Source organism: Paenibacillus sp. FSL K6-1096 (genome assembly GCF_037977055.1).
GTDB lineage: Bacteria > Bacillota > Bacilli > Paenibacillales > Paenibacillaceae > Paenibacillus_AQ.
Window position 1 is genome coordinate 343527 of the sequence record NZ_CP150274.1, and the last position, 20902, is coordinate 364428.

The 20902-nt window shown below is 54.6% G+C and carries 20 protein-coding genes; 5 read left to right on the forward strand and 15 right to left on the reverse strand.

Annotated features, from left to right (window positions below; all coding sequences use genetic code 11):
* Positions 1-2: 2 nt before the first annotated feature.
* The 9 genes from MHI24_RS01435 to MHI24_RS01475 form a co-directional block, all read right to left on the reverse strand.
* Positions 3-1625, reverse strand: coding sequence for a TerB N-terminal domain-containing protein (locus tag MHI24_RS01435; protein WP_340023784.1), 1623 nt, complete (start codon positions 1623-1625; stop codon positions 3-5).
* A gap of 495 nt (positions 1626-2120) precedes the next feature.
* A complete protein-coding gene (locus MHI24_RS01440; RefSeq protein WP_340023785.1) occupies positions 2121-3740 on the reverse strand; it encodes a response regulator in 1620 nt (539 codons plus the stop codon).
* Positions 3737-4633 carry a sensor histidine kinase gene (locus tag MHI24_RS01445; protein WP_340023786.1) on the reverse strand — a complete coding sequence of 299 codons (897 nt, stop codon included), beginning with the start codon at positions 4631-4633 and terminating at the stop codon, positions 3737-3739. The genes MHI24_RS01440 and MHI24_RS01445 overlap by 4 nt, the downstream gene beginning before the upstream one ends.
* Positions 4634-4753: 120 nt before the next feature.
* The gene (locus tag MHI24_RS01450) at positions 4754-5551 is read right to left on the reverse strand and encodes a hypothetical protein (protein WP_340023787.1); all 798 of its coding nucleotides are present in this window, start codon (positions 5549-5551) and stop codon (positions 4754-4756) included.
* Positions 5552-5581: 30 nt separating this feature from the next.
* Positions 5582-6430: a carbohydrate ABC transporter permease gene (locus MHI24_RS01455; protein ID WP_340023788.1), complete on the reverse strand. Its 849-nt coding sequence runs from the start codon at positions 6428-6430 to the stop codon at positions 5582-5584.
* Between the two features lie 3 nt (positions 6431-6433).
* Positions 6434-7294 (reverse strand): sugar ABC transporter permease, encoded by an 861-nt coding sequence (locus tag MHI24_RS01460; protein ID WP_340026864.1) that lies wholly within the window; start codon positions 7292-7294, stop codon positions 6434-6436.
* A 106-nt stretch (positions 7295-7400) separates the two neighbouring features.
* Complete coding sequence (locus MHI24_RS01465) at positions 7401-8744, reverse strand: sugar ABC transporter substrate-binding protein (protein ID WP_340023789.1); 1344 nt, start codon at positions 8742-8744, stop codon at positions 7401-7403.
* 227 nt (positions 8745-8971) lie between these two features.
* On the reverse strand, positions 8972-10189 hold the full coding sequence (locus MHI24_RS01470) for an MFS transporter (protein WP_340023790.1): 1218 nt from the start codon (positions 10187-10189) through the stop codon (positions 8972-8974).
* Positions 10190-10268: 79 nt separating this feature from the next.
* Positions 10269-11042 carry a DUF1836 domain-containing protein gene (locus MHI24_RS01475; protein ID WP_340023791.1) on the reverse strand — a complete coding sequence of 258 codons (774 nt, stop codon included), beginning with the start codon at positions 11040-11042 and terminating at the stop codon, positions 10269-10271.
* A 115-nt stretch (positions 11043-11157) separates the two neighbouring features.
* Here MHI24_RS01475 and MHI24_RS01480 point away from each other — a divergent pair, with 115 nt between their 5' ends.
* A complete protein-coding gene (locus MHI24_RS01480) occupies positions 11158-12480 on the forward strand; it encodes a hemolysin family protein (RefSeq protein WP_340023792.1) in 1323 nt (440 codons plus the stop codon).
* Positions 12481-12850: 370 nt separating this feature from the next.
* Here MHI24_RS01480 and MHI24_RS01485 read toward each other — a convergent pair whose 3' ends face one another.
* Together MHI24_RS01485 and MHI24_RS01490 are read right to left on the reverse strand one after the other, a co-directional pair.
* A complete protein-coding gene (locus tag MHI24_RS01485) occupies positions 12851-13357 on the reverse strand; it encodes a GNAT family N-acetyltransferase (RefSeq protein WP_340023793.1) in 507 nt (168 codons plus the stop codon).
* Between the two features lie 70 nt (positions 13358-13427).
* Positions 13428-13787, reverse strand: coding sequence for a VOC family protein (locus tag MHI24_RS01490; protein WP_340023794.1), 360 nt, complete (start codon positions 13785-13787; stop codon positions 13428-13430).
* Positions 13788-13936: 149 nt separating this feature from the next.
* Between MHI24_RS01490 and MHI24_RS01495 the strand changes: the two genes are divergently transcribed.
* On the forward strand, positions 13937-15289 hold the full coding sequence (locus tag MHI24_RS01495) for a TrkH family potassium uptake protein (protein WP_340023795.1): 1353 nt from the start codon (positions 13937-13939) through the stop codon (positions 15287-15289).
* Between the two features lie 70 nt (positions 15290-15359).
* On the opposite strand, the gene MHI24_RS01500 is transcribed toward MHI24_RS01495, so the two are convergent.
* Positions 15360-15635, reverse strand: a complete 276-nt coding sequence (locus tag MHI24_RS01500; protein ID WP_340023796.1) for a hypothetical protein — start codon at positions 15633-15635, stop codon at positions 15360-15362.
* Positions 15636-15802: 167 nt separating this feature from the next.
* Between MHI24_RS01500 and MHI24_RS01505 the strand changes: the two genes are divergently transcribed.
* From MHI24_RS01505 to MHI24_RS01515, 3 genes are all read left to right on the forward strand, one after another.
* Positions 15803-17041, forward strand: coding sequence for an aminopeptidase (locus tag MHI24_RS01505; protein WP_340023797.1), 1239 nt, complete (start codon positions 15803-15805; stop codon positions 17039-17041).
* 53 nt (positions 17042-17094) lie between these two features.
* Positions 17095-18324, forward strand: coding sequence for an aminopeptidase (locus tag MHI24_RS01510; protein WP_340023798.1), 1230 nt, complete (start codon positions 17095-17097; stop codon positions 18322-18324).
* Between the two features lie 189 nt (positions 18325-18513).
* Positions 18514-18690 (forward strand): hypothetical protein, encoded by a 177-nt coding sequence (locus tag MHI24_RS01515; RefSeq protein WP_340023800.1) that lies wholly within the window; start codon positions 18514-18516, stop codon positions 18688-18690.
* Positions 18691-18842: 152 nt separating this feature from the next.
* On the opposite strand, the gene MHI24_RS01520 is transcribed toward MHI24_RS01515, so the two are convergent.
* The 3 genes from MHI24_RS01520 to MHI24_RS01530 are packed head-to-tail and all read right to left on the reverse strand — an operon-like array spanning position 18843 to position 20879.
* Entirely contained in the window at positions 18843-19535 is a 693-nt protein-coding gene (locus tag MHI24_RS01520; protein WP_340023801.1) for a hypothetical protein, read from the reverse strand.
* Between the two features lie 35 nt (positions 19536-19570).
* Positions 19571-20158 (reverse strand): WHG domain-containing protein, encoded by a 588-nt coding sequence (locus MHI24_RS01525; protein ID WP_340023802.1) that lies wholly within the window; start codon positions 20156-20158, stop codon positions 19571-19573.
* Positions 20151-20879, reverse strand: a complete 729-nt coding sequence (locus MHI24_RS01530; RefSeq protein WP_340023803.1) for an MBL fold metallo-hydrolase — start codon at positions 20877-20879, stop codon at positions 20151-20153. The genes MHI24_RS01525 and MHI24_RS01530 overlap by 8 nt, the downstream gene beginning before the upstream one ends.
* Positions 20880-20902 lie beyond the last annotated feature (23 nt).

Sequence of the window (20902 nt, forward strand, 5' to 3'; positions counted from 1 at the left end):
ATTCACCTCTTTAGATAGTCCAGCATCAATATACATTCTTCCGTCAGCTCTTCGCCGTCAATAACCAGGTCTCCCAGATTGTCCATGGCCAGCTCATTAATCTCATCATAGAGCAGCTCAGCCATCGTTCCTGCTTCCGCAGCCAGCCGTCCGGCCTTCAACGCACCGTCTGCTTCGGCCAATGCAAGCACGACCTCCCGTTGCAACGGACTCAGTACAGAAGCAAAGTGAACCCAAGCCTCCGCTTCGCCAGCCACGGCTGACAGGCTGGTCTCCACCACTGCTTCCGATACATGTCCGGCTTCCGCTCTAACTCCTTCGTTGTTCAGAGTTTCAACTCTAGCCTCTTCATGTTCTACCCGGCCACCGCCCGGTTCCTCTATCCCCGCCACTGCTCCAACCTGACTCCAAGCCGCTGCTTCATCCTCCGGCTCCACAGATTCCTCCACCGTGAGCAGCGAACGCACCACCTCAGAATCATTCTCCAGCTGCTCCAGCTTCTGCGGATCAATCACAACTGCCGGCCCCTTCTCTTCCTTCTCGGCCTTGCGGAATTCACGCTCCAGGAACCGGGTAATCAGCTCGTCCATATCGGCGTCGACCTTAATATCCTTCAGCCTTCCCCTGTATCCCAGAAGCGCGCGCAGCTTATTCTCGGTCAGCCGGAACAGGCGGGTAATCAAGCTGCGCAGCGGAGGGGACTTGCTGATCCGCACCACAGGCACCAGGACTGAGTAGCCATACAATGAGATATCGTATACGGCACTGCGGAACAGATACCGCTCACGCATCACCGGCGGTCCGGGCGGGAACATCGTGATCAGATTCGAGTCGTGCTTGCGCGACACATAGGCATCAATTAAGGCTACGACCTGGGGAATATACCGTTCAGCCGCCGCTTTCCCTTCACCGGCATAGAACTTCGATTTGCTGATATCATAATCCGACATCACGCTAAGCACCTCAATGCTCAGCTGCTCCGGGGCGGATGTCAGGCAGCGGACCAGCTCCAGCTCCGCCAGATCACCGGCCAGCCCGCGCGAACGGGCCACAATCTCAGCGAGCGGCACATCCAGCTTATGTACAAAAGAGAAATCCGCCAGCCACCCGCCAAGATATTGATCCAGACGCTTATAGCTGTCCCGGTAGGCTTCCCAGAGCAGACTCAGCTGCCGGTATCCGTCCTGCGGCTCGTCCCAGCCGACACCGTTAATCAACTCATACGTATGCAGGAAAATATATGACAGATCCGTCTTCGGGTATCTTCCCTGACGCACTTCATCCCGCCAGAAGAAATACCATCTGCTCTGCGCTCCCGTCATATGCCCGTAGGTCGGCCAATAGCTCTTGAACGGGACGAACAGCGCCGCAGGCTCCTTATGGTCTACAAGCTCCCGGGCACGATGAACGAACTGGCTCTCCGTGGTGGTTACCGGCTCAGTGCTCTCCTCCATATCCCACAGCTGAAGCTGCACGGCCGGCTTCTCCGCTTTCTTCTGCTCCGCTGCCGCCCGGGTCTCCGGCTGCTCCGCTTCGGCTGTTCCGCGCGGCGGTATCGCCATATTCTGCTCCGTGCTCTCCCAGACCAGCTCCGTGAAATGCAGCCCCTGCTTGTCTTTAGCCATCCTTCATCGCCCCACCCGTAAGTCATGGTAATTCCCACATTATATCATATACCCAAGCCAGCCGATGCAGCCGTACCCGTCCTAATCTCATTCTCAGCATAGTGCAGACGGACTGAGCTTCCGCTATTTTCAACAAATCTAGCCATTACGCTAACCAAGCGGACTCAGAATCGCTTAATTGCACGCTGACGCCCATTTCGGAACCCAACACCTCATATTAAGCGCCTCTCAGTCCGCCCACACTCCAGGAAGCGGCTTTTTGAACAAATAACGGCCTGTGAGTCCGCATAACTTGTAAACAAACGAATCGACCAGCGTTTCGGATACTTCCAGACATTACGTCCAGCACATCCAGCACTCCCCGCACAAACCCCCGATTCATCAGAAAAAGACCTTGAGAGACTGGCTCCTCAAGATCTTGGATAAGAACGTCCGTTTGTGTCTCCCTAAGAATATACTATACTCCGCCCGCAGGCTGCAATAGCCTATGCACCCTCATCCTTTCATATAATCACTCGGGCTGCGCCCGGTAACCATCTTGAAGACCTGGCTGAAATACGCGGGATTGTTGAAGCCCACCATTTCACTGATTTCATACACCATGTGCTGGCCGGATTGGAGGAATTCTATCGCCCGGCCGATCCGGTACTGGTTCAGGTAGCTGACGAAATTCTCACCGCTGATCCGTTTGAACAGCTGGCTCAGATATTTCGGATGCACATGCAGCTCCTGCGCCAGGCCCATGAAGCTGATTTCCTGGTTATAGTGGACCTCCACATAGCTTTTGACGCTCTCTACCAGCCGGTTCTTCTTAACATTCATTTCCGTGAAGGCTGCTCGCAGGAATTCGGGAAAAGTCTGCCCCATCCACTCCGTCAGACTTCTGCCGTTGTAATAGCCCGACACCGCCTGAAGAAATTCGGCCATGCTCATCGGTGGAGTCCGGCCCGGGCAACAGGCATTCCAATAATACATCAGCGCAGTGAACAGCCCGACACATACCGTCTGTATATCCTGGAGATGCTGCAGCTCATCCTGCCGGAGCCTGCCGTAGATGATCTCCCAGGTCTCCCATATTTTTGGCGTCTCCTTGCGCAGCAGCACCTCATTCCACTCCTGAAGCAGCCGGGAATAATCCTCCAGAGTCCACAGGTTGTCAGCTCTGCACGGTTCATAAGCATAGATGGGGCTGGTCTCCTGAAATTCTGCAGCGGCCAGCGCCTCTCTGCTCTCCAGATAAGCATCGATCAGCTCATGGATGGCCGCTTTGACGGAACCGATGCCGGCATAGGCCTGAAGCTGAACGTAATTCCGAATTTTATCCATCATCTCCTGCACCGCCTCCTTCAGAACCGGGATCAGCTCTCCCGCTTCACGGTCCAGCAGCAGCACCACCAGCAGATCGTCGGAATAGTCCAGCACATGACCCTGCACCGAAGGATGTCCGGCCAGCTTGTGCTGGAGCGTCTCCCTGCAGATATTGCCGGCTCCGAAGCGCAGCAGCTGCCATTCGCGTTCCTTCAGCTTATGCAGCGGCAACGGGCGGTTAAGCTGGATGCTGGCTGCGGCCAGCCGCTGCGGATGTGTGATTTGAAGGTAACCGAGCCGTTCCTCGGAGCATTCATCCGCGCTGTAGCGTGTGGTCAGCAGCTCCAGCAGCAGACGTTCCCGCAGAAAAGGAAGCGTGCGGCCGATCTCCTGCTTGTAGCGCTCCTCCAGCTGTTTTTGCTGCTCGCCGGCTTCCAGCTCCAGCAGCACCGCACGGAGTACCGCTTCGATCTCCTGGACCCGGGCCGGCTTCAGCAGGAAATGGCTCACCCCCCAGCGCATCGCCTGGCGGGCATTCTCGAATTCCTCGTACCCGCTCAATATAATGATTGGCAGCTCCGGCGACAGCTCCCGCAGTGCCTCCGTAAGCTCCAATCCGCTCATCCCCGGCATATAGACATCGGTCATCACCAGATCGGGGGTACCCTTGCGGAACAGCTCCAGCGCCTCACTGCCGTTGACTGCCGCTCCGGCTATGGTCAGGCCAAGCTTCTCCCAGCCCACATGTCTCGTAAGGGCTTTCAGAATGTGCGGGTCGTCATCCACCAGCAGAATGGACCTGCTCATATCTGATCCCGCAGCAGCCGTTCCAGCTGCGCTTCCGTCTCGATGACCGGCAGCGTAATCATAGCAGCCACCCCTTTCTCCGGCCGGTTGGCCAGGTATAGTCCGTAAGGCTCCCCGCAATACAGCTGAATGCGGCTCATCACATTGCGGATGCCGATTCCGCCGGCCTGCTCTATCGACCAGTCCTCCGCCAAGCCACGGCCGTTATCCAGCACCCTGATCTGCAGGTAAGGCGGGCCGCCTTGAGGCTTGACCTCGCGGACCTCCAAATGAATCTCCAGGGGGCCGGAGCCAGTCTCGCAGCTGCCGTGAATAATGGAATTCTCAATCAGCGGCTGGAGAATCACCTTCGGAATGAAATAACTCCGTACCGCCGGGTCCGGGATGGACTCTGTATACGCTATGGCTATAGGCAGCCGTTCCCGCTGGATGCTGACATAACACCGGGCGTGCTCCAGCTCATCGCGCAGGCGGATCAGCATCCGGCCGCCGCTGAGGCCGATCCGCAGCATTTTGCCGAGCTGGGTAATCATGTAGCTGATATCCTCGGCGTCGTAATCCATCGCCTTCCAGTGAATCATATCCAGCGTGTTGTAGAGGAAATGCGGCTTGATCTGGGCCTCCAGCAGACCGGCCTGGGCCTCCCGCTTGGCCGCGCTCGCTTCGCGCTCACGCTGCATCAGCTCCTGCAGCCGGTGAACCATATGATTGAAGCCGTAAGACATCTGCGTGTATTCCTCTGTCAGCGATTCGCTCATATGGGCCCGGAAATCTCCGCGCTCCAGCTTCCGCATCTCCTGGATCAGCCTTCGCACCGGACGAATCATGCTCCGGATGAAGAAGTACGCAAGCAGCGCCGACAGGAGCAGGCTTAACAGGCCGATCCCGATCACCTGCCTTGTCCGCCTTGCGGACCTCCTGCAGCAGCGAGCGGGTCGGGATCACCTGGACCAGACGCCAAGAGATTGTGCTGGGCTTTGAGAACAGAACGAGATAGGTCTGCCCGTCCTTTTTCAGCAACTCGTGCCCTCATTGCCTTCGTACGTGTGCTGGTTCAGCCACTTTGCCTCCAGAACAGCCTTGTCCGCAGTGCTTTTCTCATTATTGACCAGCAGCAGGAGGTTGCCTGTGGTATCCACCAGATGAATCTGGCCGTCCAGTACGGCCGGAATATCCTTGAATTGCTTCAGGATATCGTCTGCGGTCAGCCGGATATAGAGATACCCGACCGTTTTGCCTTCATTACTGAACAAATGCTGGATATGCCCGATCAGGTAAGGCCCGTTGTCTGCGCCGCTGCTGTCCAGCGGAACCCAGAGCGCGTCCGCCTGCTTCAGCCGGGGATACCAGCTCTCGCTGCGGAGCGAGGTGACCGGAAAGACAAGATCTGTGGAGCTCAGCGGCACCTCATTGAACAGATCACTGTAAATCTCAATCGAGCTTACCCCTTCGTTCAGCACCAGCGAATGCTGGAGAATCTCTGTAATCTCCCGCTTTCTGGAGATCATCTCGTATTTGGAGGCAGGCACAGACTCCAGTCCCTCAATGACGTCCTTGTTGGCGGCAATGGAATAAGCGGTCCCCGACACATTGGTCATGAAATCGAAGCCGCGCTTCGTGCTTTCATTCAGCAGGGCCAGCCGGGTGCTGCTGATCTCGCTGAAGGTGACGGAAGAGAAGGTCCGGTAGGCCAGCAGCACAATGAAGCCGAGTAGCATCAGATTGAAGAAAATAATACTGGCCGCCATCAGCGTGGAGAGCTTACTCCTCCTGATCCGCAGCAGCCATCTGCCTAGCATCCTTTTTTGCATCTGCCTCATCCCTATGCTTTTCCACAGATTCTATCCCTTCAAGCCGGATGTCGCAATTCCCTCGACAAAATACTTCTGCAAAGTGATAAAGAGAATAAAGCACGGCACCAGCGACAATACCGACATGGCAAACATCGGTCCCCAATCCGACTGGGAGCTGGAATCAAGGAACAGGCGCAGCCCAAGCGGCACGGTATATTTACTGATATCGCTAAGGAAGATCAGCTGGCTGAAGAAATCATCCCACGTCCACATGAAGGTAAAAATCATCGTCGTGATCAGCGCAGGCAGCGCCAGAGGAACAATAATCCGGCTGAATATTTGCACCGGCCCGCAGCCGTCGATCGTTGCCGCTTCGTCCAGCTCCTTCGGCAAACCGCGGATGAACTGGACGGTCAGGAAGATGAAGAAACCATCCGTCGCCATCCACTTCGGCACAATCAGCGGCGCAAAGGTGTTCACCCAGCCGAGATGATTAAACAGGATGTACCGGGGAATCAGGGTCACATGCTGCGGCAGCATAATGGTCATCAGCATCAGCGCGAAGAAGACCGCCTTGAACCGGAAATGAAGCCGCGCGAACGCATAAGCCGCCATCGAACAGGTAATGACGTTGCCGAGCACCGCCCCCAGAGAGACCAGAGCGGAGTTCAGCAGGAAACGGGCGAAGGAGCTGCCCTGGAACCCGAACCAGCCGGTTACATAATTATGGAAATTCCACTGCCGCGGCCAGAACCAGATTTCCGAGAAAATCATATTTGCCGGCTTGAACGAGCTGCCAACCATCCACAGCACCGGGTACAGCATGACGAAGGCGATCAGACAGATGATGACATGCTTAAGCAAAAGGGTACTTCTGGATGAACTTCCAGTATCCATAGCTTACTTCCCCCCGTCTTCATAGTGAACCCATAGCTTGCTGCTGCCGAACAGCAGGAGGGTAAATATTCCGATCAGCAGCACCAGCACCCAGGCCATCGCCGAGGCATAGCCCATCTGAAAGAAGGAGAACCCTTTTTTATACAGATATAGAGAATACATCAGGGTGGAGTTCACCGGTCCCCCGCTGCCGTTGCTGACAATAAACGCCTGCGTGAATGACTGGAAGGCTGTAATCGTCTGCATAATCACATTGAAAAAGATGACCGGAGACAATACCGGCAGCGTAATATGCAGAAACTGGCCGATTTTACCTGCACCATCCACTGAAGACGCATCATAATACTCCGGCGGTACCTGCTTCAGCCCGGACAGAAAGATAATCATAGATGAACCGAATTGCCACACCGCCAGCAGGATTAACGAATACAGAGAGTATTTCGGGTTGGACACCCAATCGGGCGCTTGGATTCCCGCCATGGCCAGCAGCTGGTTCAGCAGTCCGTCGCCGCCCAGCATCTTACGCCACAGCATAGCAATAGCCACACTTCCGCCAAGCAGCGTCGGGATGTAATAGACCGTCCGGTAAATGCCAAGGCCGCGGATGCCTTTGTTGAGCAGCAGCGCGACCGCCAAGGCAAACATCAGCTTCAGCGGCACCGACACGAACACGAAGATAAAGGTCACCTTGAGCGATTGGATAAACAACGGATCGGCGGTAAGCATGACTCTGAAATTGTCCAGCCCGATCCACCGGGAGCTCTCCAGAATGCTGTAATCGGTAAAAGAAAAATAGAGTGAGGCGGCCATCGGCCCCAGTGTCAGACATATCAGCCCCAGCAGCCAGGGCGACAGAAACAGCATGGCGGTCGCGTTCTGATTGCGTAGCAGCCTTACGCCGCGCCGCTTCGTCCCTGCCGGGCTTTGTACCGTAACCAGATCTGAACTCAATAGTTTCCCCCCGCTCCCTTTATTTGGCTTTGTCCAGTATGGCATTAGAGCCTGAGATGAACTGCCCGCTGATCTGCTCGATACTGCCCTGGCCGAAAGCGATCTGTTCGCTCGCGCTCTTGAAGTTCTTATCGATCTCTGAGAAGCCCTGCGGGTACGGCGGGTCGATATCGCTGGAATGCTTGGAGACTACATCGATAAAATCAAACACCAACTTCTCCTCGGCGGTCAGCGACGGCTTCAGCTGCTCCCGGACGGCGGAATTGACCGGCACGCCCCGTTCAGCACCCAGGATTGCGGTGCCTTCCGGATCATTGACCATGAAATCGATCAGCTTCGCTACCTCCTTGGGATATTTGGTCTTGGCATTGCCGGAGATGAACTGGCCGGGCTTCAGATATTCGCCGATGGCCTGCTCCCCCTCCAGATGGGGAATGACCTGCATTTTCAGCTTCTGGCTCTGATCCTTCAGGACATTCTGGTAGGTCATCAGCTGGTTGGACCAGGTGAAGTCAAGTGCGGACTGGCCGACGGAGAGCGGCCGCGTCTCCAGGGCATTCGTCATGGCCGCCGTCATCTCTGCGGTTGTAGCGCCTCCGCTGTCGCGCAGCCCCTGCCAGTACTTGAACCATTCATGGAGAATCTCGCTCGTGACACCGAGCTTATCCCCTTCGAATAATCCGGTTCCGTGCTGGCGCACGAATACCTCGAAGATGTTGGTGGTTCCCGAGATATCCGGTGTCCCGTAGTAGCCGCCGCCTTTTTTATCGGCGATGGTATTGGCCATGTCTGCGAAGTCCATCCAGGTCCAGGACTCCTGCGGCTCAGCAATCCCCAGCTCCTGCAATACGGAAGCATTATAGATAACGCCGGGCGCATTCACTCCAAGGGTTATGGCATATAATTTGCCGTCAATGCTGCCGGCCGAGATCATGCTTTGGTCATGGTCCTCAGTACGCAGCGTTCCATCCTGGGTATAGGGCGTAAGGTCAAGCAATGTGCCGCGTTTGGCGTAATCGGACAGGAACGCATAATCCATCTGAATAATATCCGGCGCATTGGAGCCTGCCACCTGGGTGGACAGCTTATCGAAGTAGCCGTCCCAGCCGGAATATTCCGGCTTAATCGTAATCCCCGGGTTCTTCTCCTCAAAACGTTTAATCATCTTGGCGGTCAGATCATGGCGGGTCTGTGATCCCCACCAGGTCATGCGCAGCTCGATTGCAGGCGTCTCATTTGCTGTCCCGGAGGCAGCCTTGGCCCCCTCCCCCGCATTCGTTCCACTGGATGAGCATGCAGCCGTCGTCATCAGCAATGCTGCACTTAGCAGCAGCGTAACCCCTCGTCTTCCCTTGATTCTCATCTGTTGCCTCCTCGAATTTATTCCGGCATGTCCCTCGGCTCCAATTGCTACGGTACATGTCCGGGCAGTGTTCATTCCAATAAGTAAGCGGTTACATTAATGATTATACGGACCGCTCTGTGTAGGGTAAATCCAGAAAAGTAAGGGGTTATATCAAATAAGTAAGACAAAAAGCCAGCCGGAATTCTCCGGCTGGCCAGATTGTTGCAAGCTTCTTCGTTATGCCTCTACTCCAGCTCCAGCCCCTTCGTTTCCTTGCCCAGGAACAGCACCGCGAGCGCGCCGATCACAATCGTCACGAAGAATAGCATGAAGATCGTGCTGATTCCGACCGCTTTGCCGACCATCAGTCCGACCAGGGTTGGAGCGATAATGCCCCCGATCCGGCCAAATGAAGTCGCCAGCCCCGCTCCGGTAGACCGGATGGAGGTCGGATACAGCTCAGGCGTATAAGCGTACATGCCGCCCCAGGCGCCCAGATTGAAGAAGGACAGGCAGATCCCGGCGGCCATCAGCATCCCTTCGGTGGTGGCATTCCCGAACCAGGCCGCGCTGGCCGCAGTCAGCAGCAGATAGATGACCAGCACGAACTTGCGGCCGTATTTCTCGATGAAATAAGCGGCGGTGAAGTAACCGGGGAGCTGGGCGAGTGTCATGATCAGCACATACTCGAAGCTTTTGACCAGACTGAAGCCCTTCAGCACCATGACGGTCGGCAGCCACAGGAACATGCCATAATACGAGAACACCACGGTGAACCACAGCACCCACAGCATGATCGTGGAACGGCGGTGCTCTGCCGACCAGACTGCCGCCACACGCTTCTGTAGAGACACCGGAGGAGCCTTCTTGATCTCCGCGAACTTCGGCGAGTCATCAATCGCCCTGCGCAGATAGAGCGCATAGAGCGCCGGAACTGCACCGATGGCAAAGGCCACCCGCCAGCCGTAATCCGGAATTACGAAAAAAGCGATCAGCGCCGACAGAATCCAGCCCAGCGCCCAGAAGCTCTCCAGCAGCACAACTGCCCTGCCCCGCTCCTTGGCCGGCATACTCTCCGACACCAGCGTTGAGGCTACCGGCAGCTCCCCGCCCAGCCCAAAGCCGGCAATGAAGCGCAGCGCACATAATATGATATACCCTGTGGCGAAGGCCGACAGGCCGCTGGCAATGGAGAAGATGAGCAGCGTCCATAAGAGTACAGACTTACGGCCGAAGCGGTCGGCCAGAATACCGGCGCAAGCCGCGCCCACAGCCATCCCCACCGAATTAATACTGGTTAAATAACCGATCTTCTCCGGCCCGAGCGACCATTCCTTGGCCAGTGCCGCCACTACAAAAGAGATCATCCCTACATCCATCGCGTCGAACATCCAGCTGAGACCTGCACTGAAGAGCAGCTTCCTCTGCTTCCGGTTCTGCAGCAGCGACATTTGTTTAAACATTCCTAAGGCCCCTCTCCGATTCCCGCTGAATTCCTCATCTGAAGACTAGTTCTTCTTACACATTCTAGAATCGGACGGTTCAAAAATCAAGGAATAACACCGCATTGAAATATTGCCGGGCCATCGCCTGAAAATAACACGTCTGCACCGAGATCGCCGCGATCAGCAGCATATTCTGCACCGCATCCCGCTGCGGCCTGGTCAGGTGGCTAAGCCGCTTCATCATGCGTTCCATCGCCGCTCTGATCCCGCTGTCCGATTTCCACTGGAACTCCTTCGGATTCCCGGACGGGGGCTTTGCCGCTGCCTGGGCCGCCATCGGGGCCCGGGTCTTGATCTCCTCGAACAGCTCGGCATAACCGTGGTACAGCTGTGCAGGCTCAACCAGATCATCGTCATCCCGCTCAGGCACCAGGAACAGCACGCGGAAAAGCTGGCGGATGCTCTCGAAATCGAGGGCAGCCTTGAGATCGTCAATAATAAACAGCATCGCTGCCTGATTAATGGAGTACTTTTTGCCTTCGCGCGGCGAGCCGAGATACTCCTTGAAATCCCGTTTGACCCAATTCTGCATAGCCGTCACAGATAATGTGGAATACTCAATCAGACTGCCGAGGGAGGCAATCTCGCCTAGCGACAGGCCTTTGACGGCGCCGCCTTTGATCAGCTTCTGCAGAATCGGGGGAATGTCGGTTGACAGAAACGCCGGCAGGCTCGTCCCCTCCCGCACCTCGTCCCGGTGGAACTTGGTCCAGGCCTCCTGCAGAATATGGAGCGGCCTCTGCTCCGAGTGTGGGCTTAGAGACAGTAATAGTCCAGACATTTCTATCCGGCTTAGTGTAAAAGCTTCCATAGATGGCAACCCTCCACCATTTGATATTTCACTGAAAAGTTCGTACAATAGGTTCATATGAACTCATAATATGAGTATAACCTATTTTAGGGACGAAAGGGATGGTAAAGATTATATGGGTATAGGACTTAGTTTGACGCTCGTGGCAATTTTGATTATTTTAACGGCATTTTTTGTAGCGACGGAGTTTGCAGTAGTGAGATTGCGGGGCAGCCAGGTCAGCCAGATGGTGCTGGACGGCAAGAAGAATGCACTGGCGGTACAGCGGGTAGCCGCTAACCTGGACGGATATCTGTCCGCCTGCCAGCTCGGTATCACCATTACTGCACTCGGGATCGGGGCCTTGGCTGAGCCTGCCTTTGAGCAGCTCATCATCCCGCTGTTTGATCTCTTTGGTATTGCGCACAGCGTCAGCGAACCCATAGCATTCGGAGTGGCCTTCATCATTGCCACCTTCCTGCATGTCGTGGTGGGTGAGCTTGCACCGAAGACCGCCGCTATTAATATTCCGGAGAAAATTGGTCAATTTACCGCACCGCTGATTATTTGGTTCTACAGAATATTGTACCCTTTGATTTGGTTCATGAATGGTTCCGCCAACCTGCTCGTCCGTATGTTCGGCATGAAGCCTGCCAGTGAACACGGCGACGCCCACAGCGAAGACGAGATCCGCCTGATCCTGTCCGAGAGCTATGAGAGCGGCAAAATCAACAAAGCGGAGTATGGTTATGTTAACCGTATTTTCACCTTTGATGAGATGCTGGCCAAGGAAATTATGGTGCCCCGCACCGATATGGTCTGCCTGTTCACCGATCATTCGCTGCAGGAGAATATCGCAATCATCCGCAAGGAGCAGTATACGCGATTCCCTGTTGCAGACGGCAGCAAAGATAATATCGTTGGTATGATCAACACCAAGCAGCTCTACCTGCAATATGACAACAACCCGGATTTCGATTTCAAAAGCCTGATCCAGCCTCTGCTGACTGTATCGGAGGTCACACCGGTGAAGACTCTGCTGACCCGTATGCAGAAGGAAGGCGTGCATATCGCCCTGCTGCTCGATGAATACGGCGGCACCTCCGGCCTGATTACAATTGAGGACATTCTGGAAGAGATCGTCGGCGAGATCCGTGACGAATTCGACGAGGATGAACGCAAGAATGTAGAGAAGCTGAGCGAGAACCATTACCTGTTCGACGGCAATGTGTCTCTGCTGGAGGTCAAAGAGGTCACAGGCCTGGATCTCCACGATGAGGAAGTCACCACCATCGGCGGATGGCTCTACAGTCACTTGGAAGAACCGGCTGTCGGCAAAAGCATGCTCTACGAGCATACCACGCTCACAGTGCGTGAGATGAACCGCCACCGCATCCGCCGGGTCGAGATCAAGATTGATCTTCCGGCCTTAGAGGATACTGCAGTTCACAGCGAGTAAGGTGTGTAGATAAGCTGTAATAAATAAGGCGCTTCCCTGGAGGTAATGGGGAGCGCCTTACTTTGTTCTTGTATAGGAAATTATAGTTTCCTACTACAGTGGAAACCGAATAAAATTGGCTGGTACAGCGCCTATAGACCAAATGTATGTGAAAAACAATATACATTGTGCCGCAAACGGGCATATGGACTAAATGTATGTGAAAAACAGCATACATTGTGTTCGCAAACAGGAACACGGTCTGAATGTATGTAAAAAACAACATACATTGTGCTGCAAGCGGGCAATTGGACCACATGTATGTGAAAAACAGCATATATTGTGTTCGCGCGAATTCGTTAAAATGATTCTTCCCCTATATTTAATGCAATTAACTATATATTTTGCCCATATAGTATTCGTCCACCCATTCCCCATCCACCAGCAGCGACTTTGGCTTCGTGCCTTCAATAGCAAAGCCCTGCTTCGTATACAAAGAGACGGCTGCTTCATTATGCCGCATCACAGTAAGCTCCAGACGCACCATGCCGCATTGCCTCGCCCACTGATCCATCTCCCTGAACAACGCGCCTCCGATTCCCATGCCCTGATACCGCTTCAGAATGCCGGTCACGATATAAGCGCTGTGTCTGTTGCGGCTGAAGCTCCCTCCTTCGGCAGACAGGTATCCCACAAGCTCGCCGTCTGCTTCCGCTCCCAAAATAAGCGAGTTCTCCGCTTGGCCTAAGCCTCTAATCATGTCTTCCACCTGCAGAATACTGCTCTGTCTCTCGCCCGGGGACAGCAGCATATATGAGGTTTCCCGGTCAAGACGGTGCTGGAGATTCAATAGTGCAGCAGCATCCTCCTGAACCAGTTCCCTCAATGTAACGTTCATTTCAATTTCCTCCTGCAATTCATAGAAATATATAATTAATGCAATTAATTATAACAATTAACCTTATTAACTAGATGATGGCGCGGCAAATCATCAGCACATTCCCGTCCGGGTCTTTGAAGTTGAACCAGTGGTCATGCTCAATATCGGTCAGAATCTCAGCACCGCTGGCTTTGACATAGTCGTAGGCAGCATCGATATCCTCTGTGAGCAGATGAAAAGATGGCACCTTCAGCACGGCCTCGGCTGTGAATATTTTGCTGTCCAGCACAATGCCCGGTCCCTGCATCGGCACCTCATACAGATGCCCGAACAATACTTCACCGTCATTCGGCAGTCCAAGCAGGCTGCAATACCAGCTTCTGGACCTCTCAATATCACTGACCGGAATGAAGACAGCGCCAACCTGATTGCGTATCGGACTTGTCACAGCTAAGATAGCCTCCTCTATATAGATGCAAGTATGGGATAAGGTCTGTAACCATTTCGATACAATCTGCCAATTTCCTGCCTGTTTGGTGACGGGATTATAAGATATGCTATAATCTTGTCAGATCCTATCCCATTGTCAGGAGAAGAATGAACTTGGCTAACCTATTCTTTGGGCATCTCCGGCTGACGCCGCCCAAAATCCTATCACTCGGCTTCATCCTGCTGATCGCGACCGGAACCCTGCTCTTGTCCTTGCCTGCCGCTTCCACCGGCGCAAGCATCTCGTTCATTGATGCGCTGTTCATGGCAACCTCAGCGACCTGTGTGACCGGCCTTGCGGTCATCGACACGGGCACCCAGCTCTCCACCTTCGGGCAGATAGTGCTGCTGGTGCTGTTCCAGTTCGGGGGCCTCGGCTTTGTTACGATGGCCACACTGATTACGCTGGTGCTGAACAAGCGGATCTCCCTGAAGGAACGCCTGCTGATGCAGGAGTCGATGAACCAGAACTCCATGCAGGGGATCGTGAAGCTGATCCGCCGTGTTCTGATCTATTCACTCGTGATCCAGCTTAGCGGGGCTCTGCTGCTGGCTGCGAGATTCTTGGCGGATATGCCTGCCGGCAAAGCCATATATTACGGACTGTTCCATAGTATATCCATCTTCAATAATGCGGGCTTCGACCTGTTCGGCGATGTGCACGGGCCGTTCAGCGGTCTGACCCGATATGTCGAAGACCCCATCGTGAATATTACCTCGATGCTGCTGATTTTTCTCGGCGGGATCGGCTTCATCGTATTGTCAGATGTCATCGACTACCCGAAGCGCAAGCGGCTGACGCTCCACTCTAAGGTCGTGCTGTCCACTTCAGCTGCACTGATCCTGATCGGGGCTGCCGTCTTCTTCTGGCTGGAGCTGAACTCTACCCTGAAGCCGCTTCATGCCGGAGGCAAGATCATGGCCTCCTTCCTGCAGGCCATTACGCCCCGCTCCGGCGGCGTGACGACTATTGAGATTCCGCTGCTGCGGGAATCCACCCAATTCCTGATGATCCTGCTGATGTTCATCGGGGCCGCTCCCGGCTCCACCGGCGGCGGAATCAAGATTACCACCTTCGCGATTCTGGTCAGCACCGCCTACGCCAAGCTCCGGGGCAAGGAGGATATCGTCATGTTCCGCCACCGTATCTCGAAGGAGAATGTCTACAGGGCAATTACGATGACCCTGCTGTCGCTGATGCTGGTCGTCATCTCTACTATGCTGCTGTCCGTGACGGAGAGCGCTGACTTCCTCAGCGTACTGTTCGAGGCGGTCTCGGCCTTCGGCACCTCCGGGATCACCATGGGCCTGACCACCGAGCTGACAACCATCGGCAAGGTGCTGGTCATCATTCTGATGTTCGTAGGCCGGACAGGCCCGCTTACCCTGGCCTATGCCCTCAAGCCGAAGAACAGCAAGGAGCTGTACCGTTATCCTGAAGGCAACATCACCATCGGCTAAGGATATCACAGCAAAAAAGCGATCCCGCACTGCCAGCAGCCTGGCGTTACGGGGTCGCTTTTAATTTCAATTACTCTTCGGGTAACTCTTGAGTATCCAGTGCCGCATCGAGCAGCTGATTGTACAGCTCATCATCCTGCTCCAGCAGCGCATCGATCTCCAGGAACTGCTCCTCACTCCCCGGCTCGCCGGCGAAGCTCAGGCTGTAATCCCATTCGGTGCCGCGGGTGCTGAAGAACGTGATCTCGTAAGGGGAACGGTGCTTGTCCACTGTAAACACGGTTCTTCCCACGTAACTTTGATCCTCCGCACGCTTTAATTCGGCTTTGATGATTTCTAGATTCATCCTCTTTCCTTCCTTTCATCGGATCATGCCCACACCATCCAGTATAACATTGATATGTAAGCAATTCCTTTACTTTAGCGCTTTAATTGACTTTTTTCATCCGGCGGTTAATAATTTAGTACAATGCTTATATAGAGCTAAAATTATGGTACTGGAGGAATTTGCAAATGACGGAAACAGAGTATCAATCCAAGCTGGACAAATACGCGGATTTGGCTGTTCAAATCGGTGTAAATGTTCAGCCTGGCCAAATTCTGGTCGTGAACGCCCCAATCACTGCGGCTGAATTCGTCCATCTGATTACAGCCAAAGCTTATGCCATCGGCGCCAGCCAGGTCAAGGTGAACTGGAGTGACGAATTCGTGACCCGCCAGCAGTTTGAACATGCTGCGCCGGAAGTATTCACCAAGCCACCAACCTGGTTTGCAGGCGAAATGACCGAGCTGGCCGAGAACGGCGCTGCCTTCCTGTCGGTCATCGCCGAGAATCCCGATGCACTCAAAGGCATCGATCCTGAGCGGATTGCTAACTTCCAGAAGACCCGGGGCGCTGCACTGACGAAATACCGCGAATTGCAAATGTCCGACAAGGTAAGCTGGAGCATTGTAGCCATCCCCTCCCAGCCATGGGCGGACAAGGTCTTTCCTGAGCTGCCTGCCGATGAGCGCGTCGACAAGCTGTGGGAAGCTATTTTCCATACCGTCCGGCTGGACCGCGAAGATCCTGTAGCTGCCTGGCAGGAGCATCTGGACACGCTTGAACAGAAAGCCGATGTTCTGAATTCCAAGAAATACCACAGCCTGCATTACATAGCACCCGGAACCGACCTGACCATTGAGCTGCCTGAAGGTCATGTCTGGGCACAGGGCGACAGCATCAATGCGCAAGGCCACTCTTTTGTCGCCAATATGCCTACCGAGGAAGTGTTCACCGCTCCGAAGAAGACCGGCGTGAACGGAACGGTAAGAAGCACGAAGCCGCTCAGCTACGGCGGGAATATTATTGACGGCTTCTCTATTACCTTTGAACAGGGCAAGATTACCAGTGTAACTGCCGAACAGGGCCAGGAAGCACTCGAATATCTGATCAGCCTGGATGAAGGCGCCAAGTACCTGGGCGAAGTCGCCCTTGTACCGCATCAATCCCCAATTTCCGAATCGGGTATCCTCTATTTCAACACCCTGTTTGACGAGAATGCCTCCAACCATCTGGCGATTGGTACAGCCTATGCCTTCTGCCTGGAAGGCGGCAAGGAGATGAATCAGGAGGAGCTGACCGCCCGCGGCCTCAATAACAGTGTAACCCATGTCGACTTCATGATCGGCTCCGGGGAGATGGATATTTACGGTATCACGGCTGACGGTACACGTGAGCCCGTATTCCTGAAGGGCAACTGGGCATTCTGAGGCCCTTGTGGACCTATTCTGCCTTTCAATAGATAATGAATGGAGCTGAACTCATGTTGGATTTCACACAAAAGCTGGAGAATTACGCGCTGCTCGCTGTTAAGATCGGCGTAAATATTCAACCCGGACAGACCCTCGTGGTCAACGCGGACATCGTCGCAGCAGAACTGGTACGCCTGATTGTACGCCAGGCCTATGAAGCAGGAGCCAAGCTCGTCAAGGTGAACTATTCCGATGAATTCGTCACCCGGACCCGTTATGATCTCGCGCCTTCCGAGAGCTTCTTGGAGCCGCCGAAGTGGCAGGCGGATGAGCTGGAGGATCTTGCCCGCAGCGGCGCGGCATTCCTGACGATTATCTCGGCCGATCCCGACCTTCTGAACGGCGTCGATCCCACCCGGATCACCAACCATCAGAAAACAGCCGGCCAGGCCATGGCCCCATACCGCGAGATGCTGATGTCCAACCATGTCAGCTGGAGCGGCCTGGCCTTCCCTTCCCCTTCCTGGGCCGCCAAAGTGTTCCCGGATGCCGCACCCGAACAGCAGATTGACCTGCTGTGGGACGCCATCTTCAAGGCTGTCCGCGCGGATCAGGAGAATCCTGTGGAAGCCTGGAGCAACCATCTGGCCGGCCTGAAATCGCGCTGCGAGCAGCTCAATGCGAAGAAATACCGCAAGCTGCATTACACGGCTCCGGGCACCGATCTGACGCTCGAACTGCCGGAAGGCCATATCTGGTGTCAGGCTGGCGCAGTCAACAGCCGCGGCATGTCCTTCCTGGCGAACATTCCGACCGAGGAAGTGTTCACCGCTCCGCTGAAGACCGGTGCAAACGGTACGGTCCGCAGCACGAAACCGCTCAGCTATGGCGGCAACATTATTGACCGCTTCACGCTGACCTTGGAGAACGGTAAAGTCACGGACTTTACCGCAGAAGTCGGCCAGGAAGCGCTGGCCTCCCTGCTGGCTATGGACGAAGGGGCTGCCTACTTCGGCGAAGTGGCGCTGGTGCCGTATCACTCTCCAATCTCGGAGAGCGGCATTCTCTATTACACCACACTTTATGATGAGAATGCTTCGTGCCACCTTGCTCTTGGCGCTGCCTATGCCTTCACCCTGGAGGACGGCATCAATATGACCAAGGAGCAGCTGGCCGAGCGCGGCATGAACCAGAGTCTCACTCATGTAGACTTCATGATGGGCTCCCCGGAGATGAATATCGACGGAATTACCGACGACGGCTCCATTGACCCGATCTTCCGGAATGGAGATTGGGCGTAGACTGCGTTTCATTTGGATAAAAGGCCCCGCGATGCTCAGCTATGAGCGCGCGGGGTCTTTTTGTTGTCTATGAAGTGCTTTTCGCCCAAATTGCAAGTTTGTTCAAAGTTAATTCACAATATTGTTGAAATTAGTTCACAAATATGTCACAATACAATTAAGGATAGCATTTACAAGGAGGGAATTCAGATGAGAGATTCTTTGAATCATGAAGAGACAGAGCAGACTGAACAAGAACGTCTGGACGTCCAGGCCCCCAAAGACTTAAGTATCGTTGCTTCCGACGCCATCAAATACACGGCTTATATTATGCTTCTGTTCGGGTTCTTGTATTTCCTGATTGCCTACCTCGGCCCCATGCTATAATGCAATACATTAATAGTATCCGCTTCTGCGTAAGCGCTTACGGCTGATCTGCTCCTGCGGGAAGATGGATGAGCCGTTTTTGTATTGCCATAACCGGTCACCAAAACGGCAGCCCCCGTTAAGCTTGAGGACTGCCGTTCTTCGTTTATTTTTTATTTCCAGCCAAGGACCTTGCTGATCCAGGCAGTGGCCTCCGGTGTCCAGGCCTCTTCCATCCTCGCGCGCAACCAGGCGGTCGCCTCATCCCGCGTTCCTTCGAAGGGCGGAATTCCCGCCTCCCGCATCCAGTGCTCTATCGTTTCATAGGAGGTGCTATTCCAGCCGTTTGGCTCCCCGTCGGCATTCAGCCGCTGCTTGACTCCCGAGATCACAATGTCGAGTGATCCTTGCAGCTCCGTTAGAGCATTGTCAAAAGCAGTCTTCTTCTCCTTCGCCTTCATCTCTGCCACCGTGCGCAGCTTACGCGTCTCGATGCCTTCCTCCGCCCGGATAATCTCCAGCAGGGTCAGCGCTTCTCTTGAAGCCAGACCGCTGGCATACCGTTCCTCCAGGGACCGCCGGTGTCCGGCCGCCGCCACATAGGCCGGTAGCCATTCGCGTGATACGAGTACGGCTTTTTTCTTAATAAATTTACCGTATCCGGCTAAGCCTTCCCCGGGAAATCTGACCCGCCATCCCCAAGGGTCGAGCTCTGTATCAGTATGCCAGTTCTCCTTCAGAGTTAGTCCGTTCACCGAAGGATGCCCGGGTATCAGGTCCGCCAGCGGAACGATGCCCAGTCTCTCCACCACCTCTGCCATCTGCTCAAAGGTAGTCACGCTCTCTAGTTTATCTGCTCTGCCCACTTGGCCTAGCCTCCTCATCACTCTGGCTTGTACACTTAGTTAAGCTTATCATAAGTGTCTGATCCCATACAGCGGATTCCCGCAATATAGGTGTTAATCAGCCGGGTAAGCGTGACATTCAGGTCCAGCGGCATTCCAAATCCGCCTTGATGATCCAGGGTGGACAATCCGTGCAAGATACTCCGTAATCCACGGACAGCATGAAGATTTCCTTCCTCGTCCAATCCGAAACCGGATATCACATGGATGACCAGCGACAGAATCTTGTCGCTGGCTGCTTCCAGAGCGGTGTTGCCTTGTTCCGGAGCTTTTAGCGTGGTTTGATATAGCCCCGGGTGGGCTCTGGTAAATCCGATGTAAGCCTTACTCATGGCATGGACCGCTGCCGCTCCGCTCAGCCCCTTCGTCGCCTCCGATATGACCTTATACAACTGCTCCTGGCCATAAATAGCGAGCAGGGTACGCAGCCCCGAGAGTCCGTTAATATGATTATAGAGCGACGGAGAACGGACACCCAGCTTCGCAGCTAATGCAGCCAGCGTCACTTCTTCAATCCCGTATTCGTCCGCCAGCTCTGCCGCAGCCAGCACCAGCGTGTGTGTATCCAGCCCTGCTCTAGCCATGCACCGTCCCTCCTCCCTTGACCAGCACTTCCGCCTCAGCAGCCGCGCGCTTCATAGCTGCTACCGGGTCCCGCAGCAGATCCCCGTGTCCTACCCCCAGCAAGGTTGGGTCAAGCTCAATCAGCTTATACGCGCTGGCCAGCGCCTGCTCCACATTCCAGGTAGCCATCGCCGGAAAAGGGAACCAGGGCACCTTCTTGCCGGACACCGCTGTAGCCCGGAACGTCTGGAAGGCATCCCCCGCAACTACAGCTCCGCTGCGTTGATCCCGGAACGACATCGAACCCGGCGTATGCCCGGGCGTACTAACAGCAACAAGTGATCCGATACGGTCACCTTCATGCAGCAGTACATCGGGTCTCGTTAAGATCTTAGACGGCACACTGCCCTTAACCGGAGCCTGCGGCTCACCGGGTCTTAGCGAACGGTCACCGGCAAGCAGCGAAGCATCCCGCTCCGAGATGTAGACCTTCGCCTGTGGAAGATGCTGCTTCAAGGCATCCAGCGCCCCGACATGATCCATATGACCATGCGTCAGCACGATCCGGGTAAGCGGCTTCTGAAGCTTGGCCGCCTGGCGCAGAATTCCTTTCGTACTATAGGACATTCCCGCATCTATAAGTGTAAGCTCCTGCTCTTCTTCGATTAAATAACAATTCACCGGAAACACACTCGGCAGCCACGTCAGCTGAAACAAATTGCCTTCCTGAGTCACTCTCATTCGTTCTCCCCCTAAAAACTAAC

Coding starts and splice junctions, on each gene's coding strand:
- MHI24_RS01435 (WP_340023784.1), bottom strand. CDS start 1,625: ATGGCTAAAGACAAGCAGGGGCTGCATTTCACGGAGCTGGTCTGGGAG.
- MHI24_RS01440 (WP_340023785.1), bottom strand. CDS start 3,740: ATGAGCAGGTCCATTCTGCTGGTGGATGACGACCCGCACATTCTGAAA.
- MHI24_RS01450 (WP_340023787.1), bottom strand. CDS start 5,551: ATGCAAAAAAGGATGCTAGGCAGATGGCTGCTGCGGATCAGGAGGAGT.
- MHI24_RS01455 (WP_340023788.1), bottom strand. CDS start 6,430: ATGGATACTGGAAGTTCATCCAGAAGTACCCTTTTGCTTAAGCATGTC.
- MHI24_RS01460 (WP_340026864.1), bottom strand. CDS start 7,294: ATGCTGTTTCTGTCGCCCTGGCTGCTGGGGCTGATATGTCTGACACTG.
- MHI24_RS01465 (WP_340023789.1), bottom strand. CDS start 8,744: ATGAGAATCAAGGGAAGACGAGGGGTTACGCTGCTGCTAAGTGCAGCA.
- MHI24_RS01470 (WP_340023790.1), bottom strand. CDS start 10,189: ATGTTTAAACAAATGTCGCTGCTGCAGAACCGGAAGCAGAGGAAGCTG.
- MHI24_RS01475 (WP_340023791.1), bottom strand. CDS start 11,042: ATGGAAGCTTTTACACTAAGCCGGATAGAAATGTCTGGACTATTACTG.
- MHI24_RS01480 (WP_340023792.1), top strand. CDS start 11,158: ATGGGTATAGGACTTAGTTTGACGCTCGTGGCAATTTTGATTATTTTA.
- MHI24_RS01485 (WP_340023793.1), bottom strand. CDS start 13,357: ATGAACGTTACATTGAGGGAACTGGTTCAGGAGGATGCTGCTGCACTA.
- MHI24_RS01495 (WP_340023795.1), top strand. CDS start 13,937: ATGAACTTGGCTAACCTATTCTTTGGGCATCTCCGGCTGACGCCGCCC.
- MHI24_RS01500 (WP_340023796.1), bottom strand. CDS start 15,635: ATGAATCTAGAAATCATCAAAGCCGAATTAAAGCGTGCGGAGGATCAA.
- MHI24_RS01505 (WP_340023797.1), top strand. CDS start 15,803: ATGACGGAAACAGAGTATCAATCCAAGCTGGACAAATACGCGGATTTG.
- MHI24_RS01510 (WP_340023798.1), top strand. CDS start 17,095: ATGTTGGATTTCACACAAAAGCTGGAGAATTACGCGCTGCTCGCTGTT.
- MHI24_RS01515 (WP_340023800.1), top strand. CDS start 18,514: ATGAGAGATTCTTTGAATCATGAAGAGACAGAGCAGACTGAACAAGAA.
- MHI24_RS01525 (WP_340023802.1), bottom strand. CDS start 20,158: ATGGCTAGAGCAGGGCTGGATACACACACGCTGGTGCTGGCTGCGGCA.
- MHI24_RS01530 (WP_340023803.1), bottom strand. CDS start 20,879: ATGAGAGTGACTCAGGAAGGCAATTTGTTTCAGCTGACGTGGCTGCCG.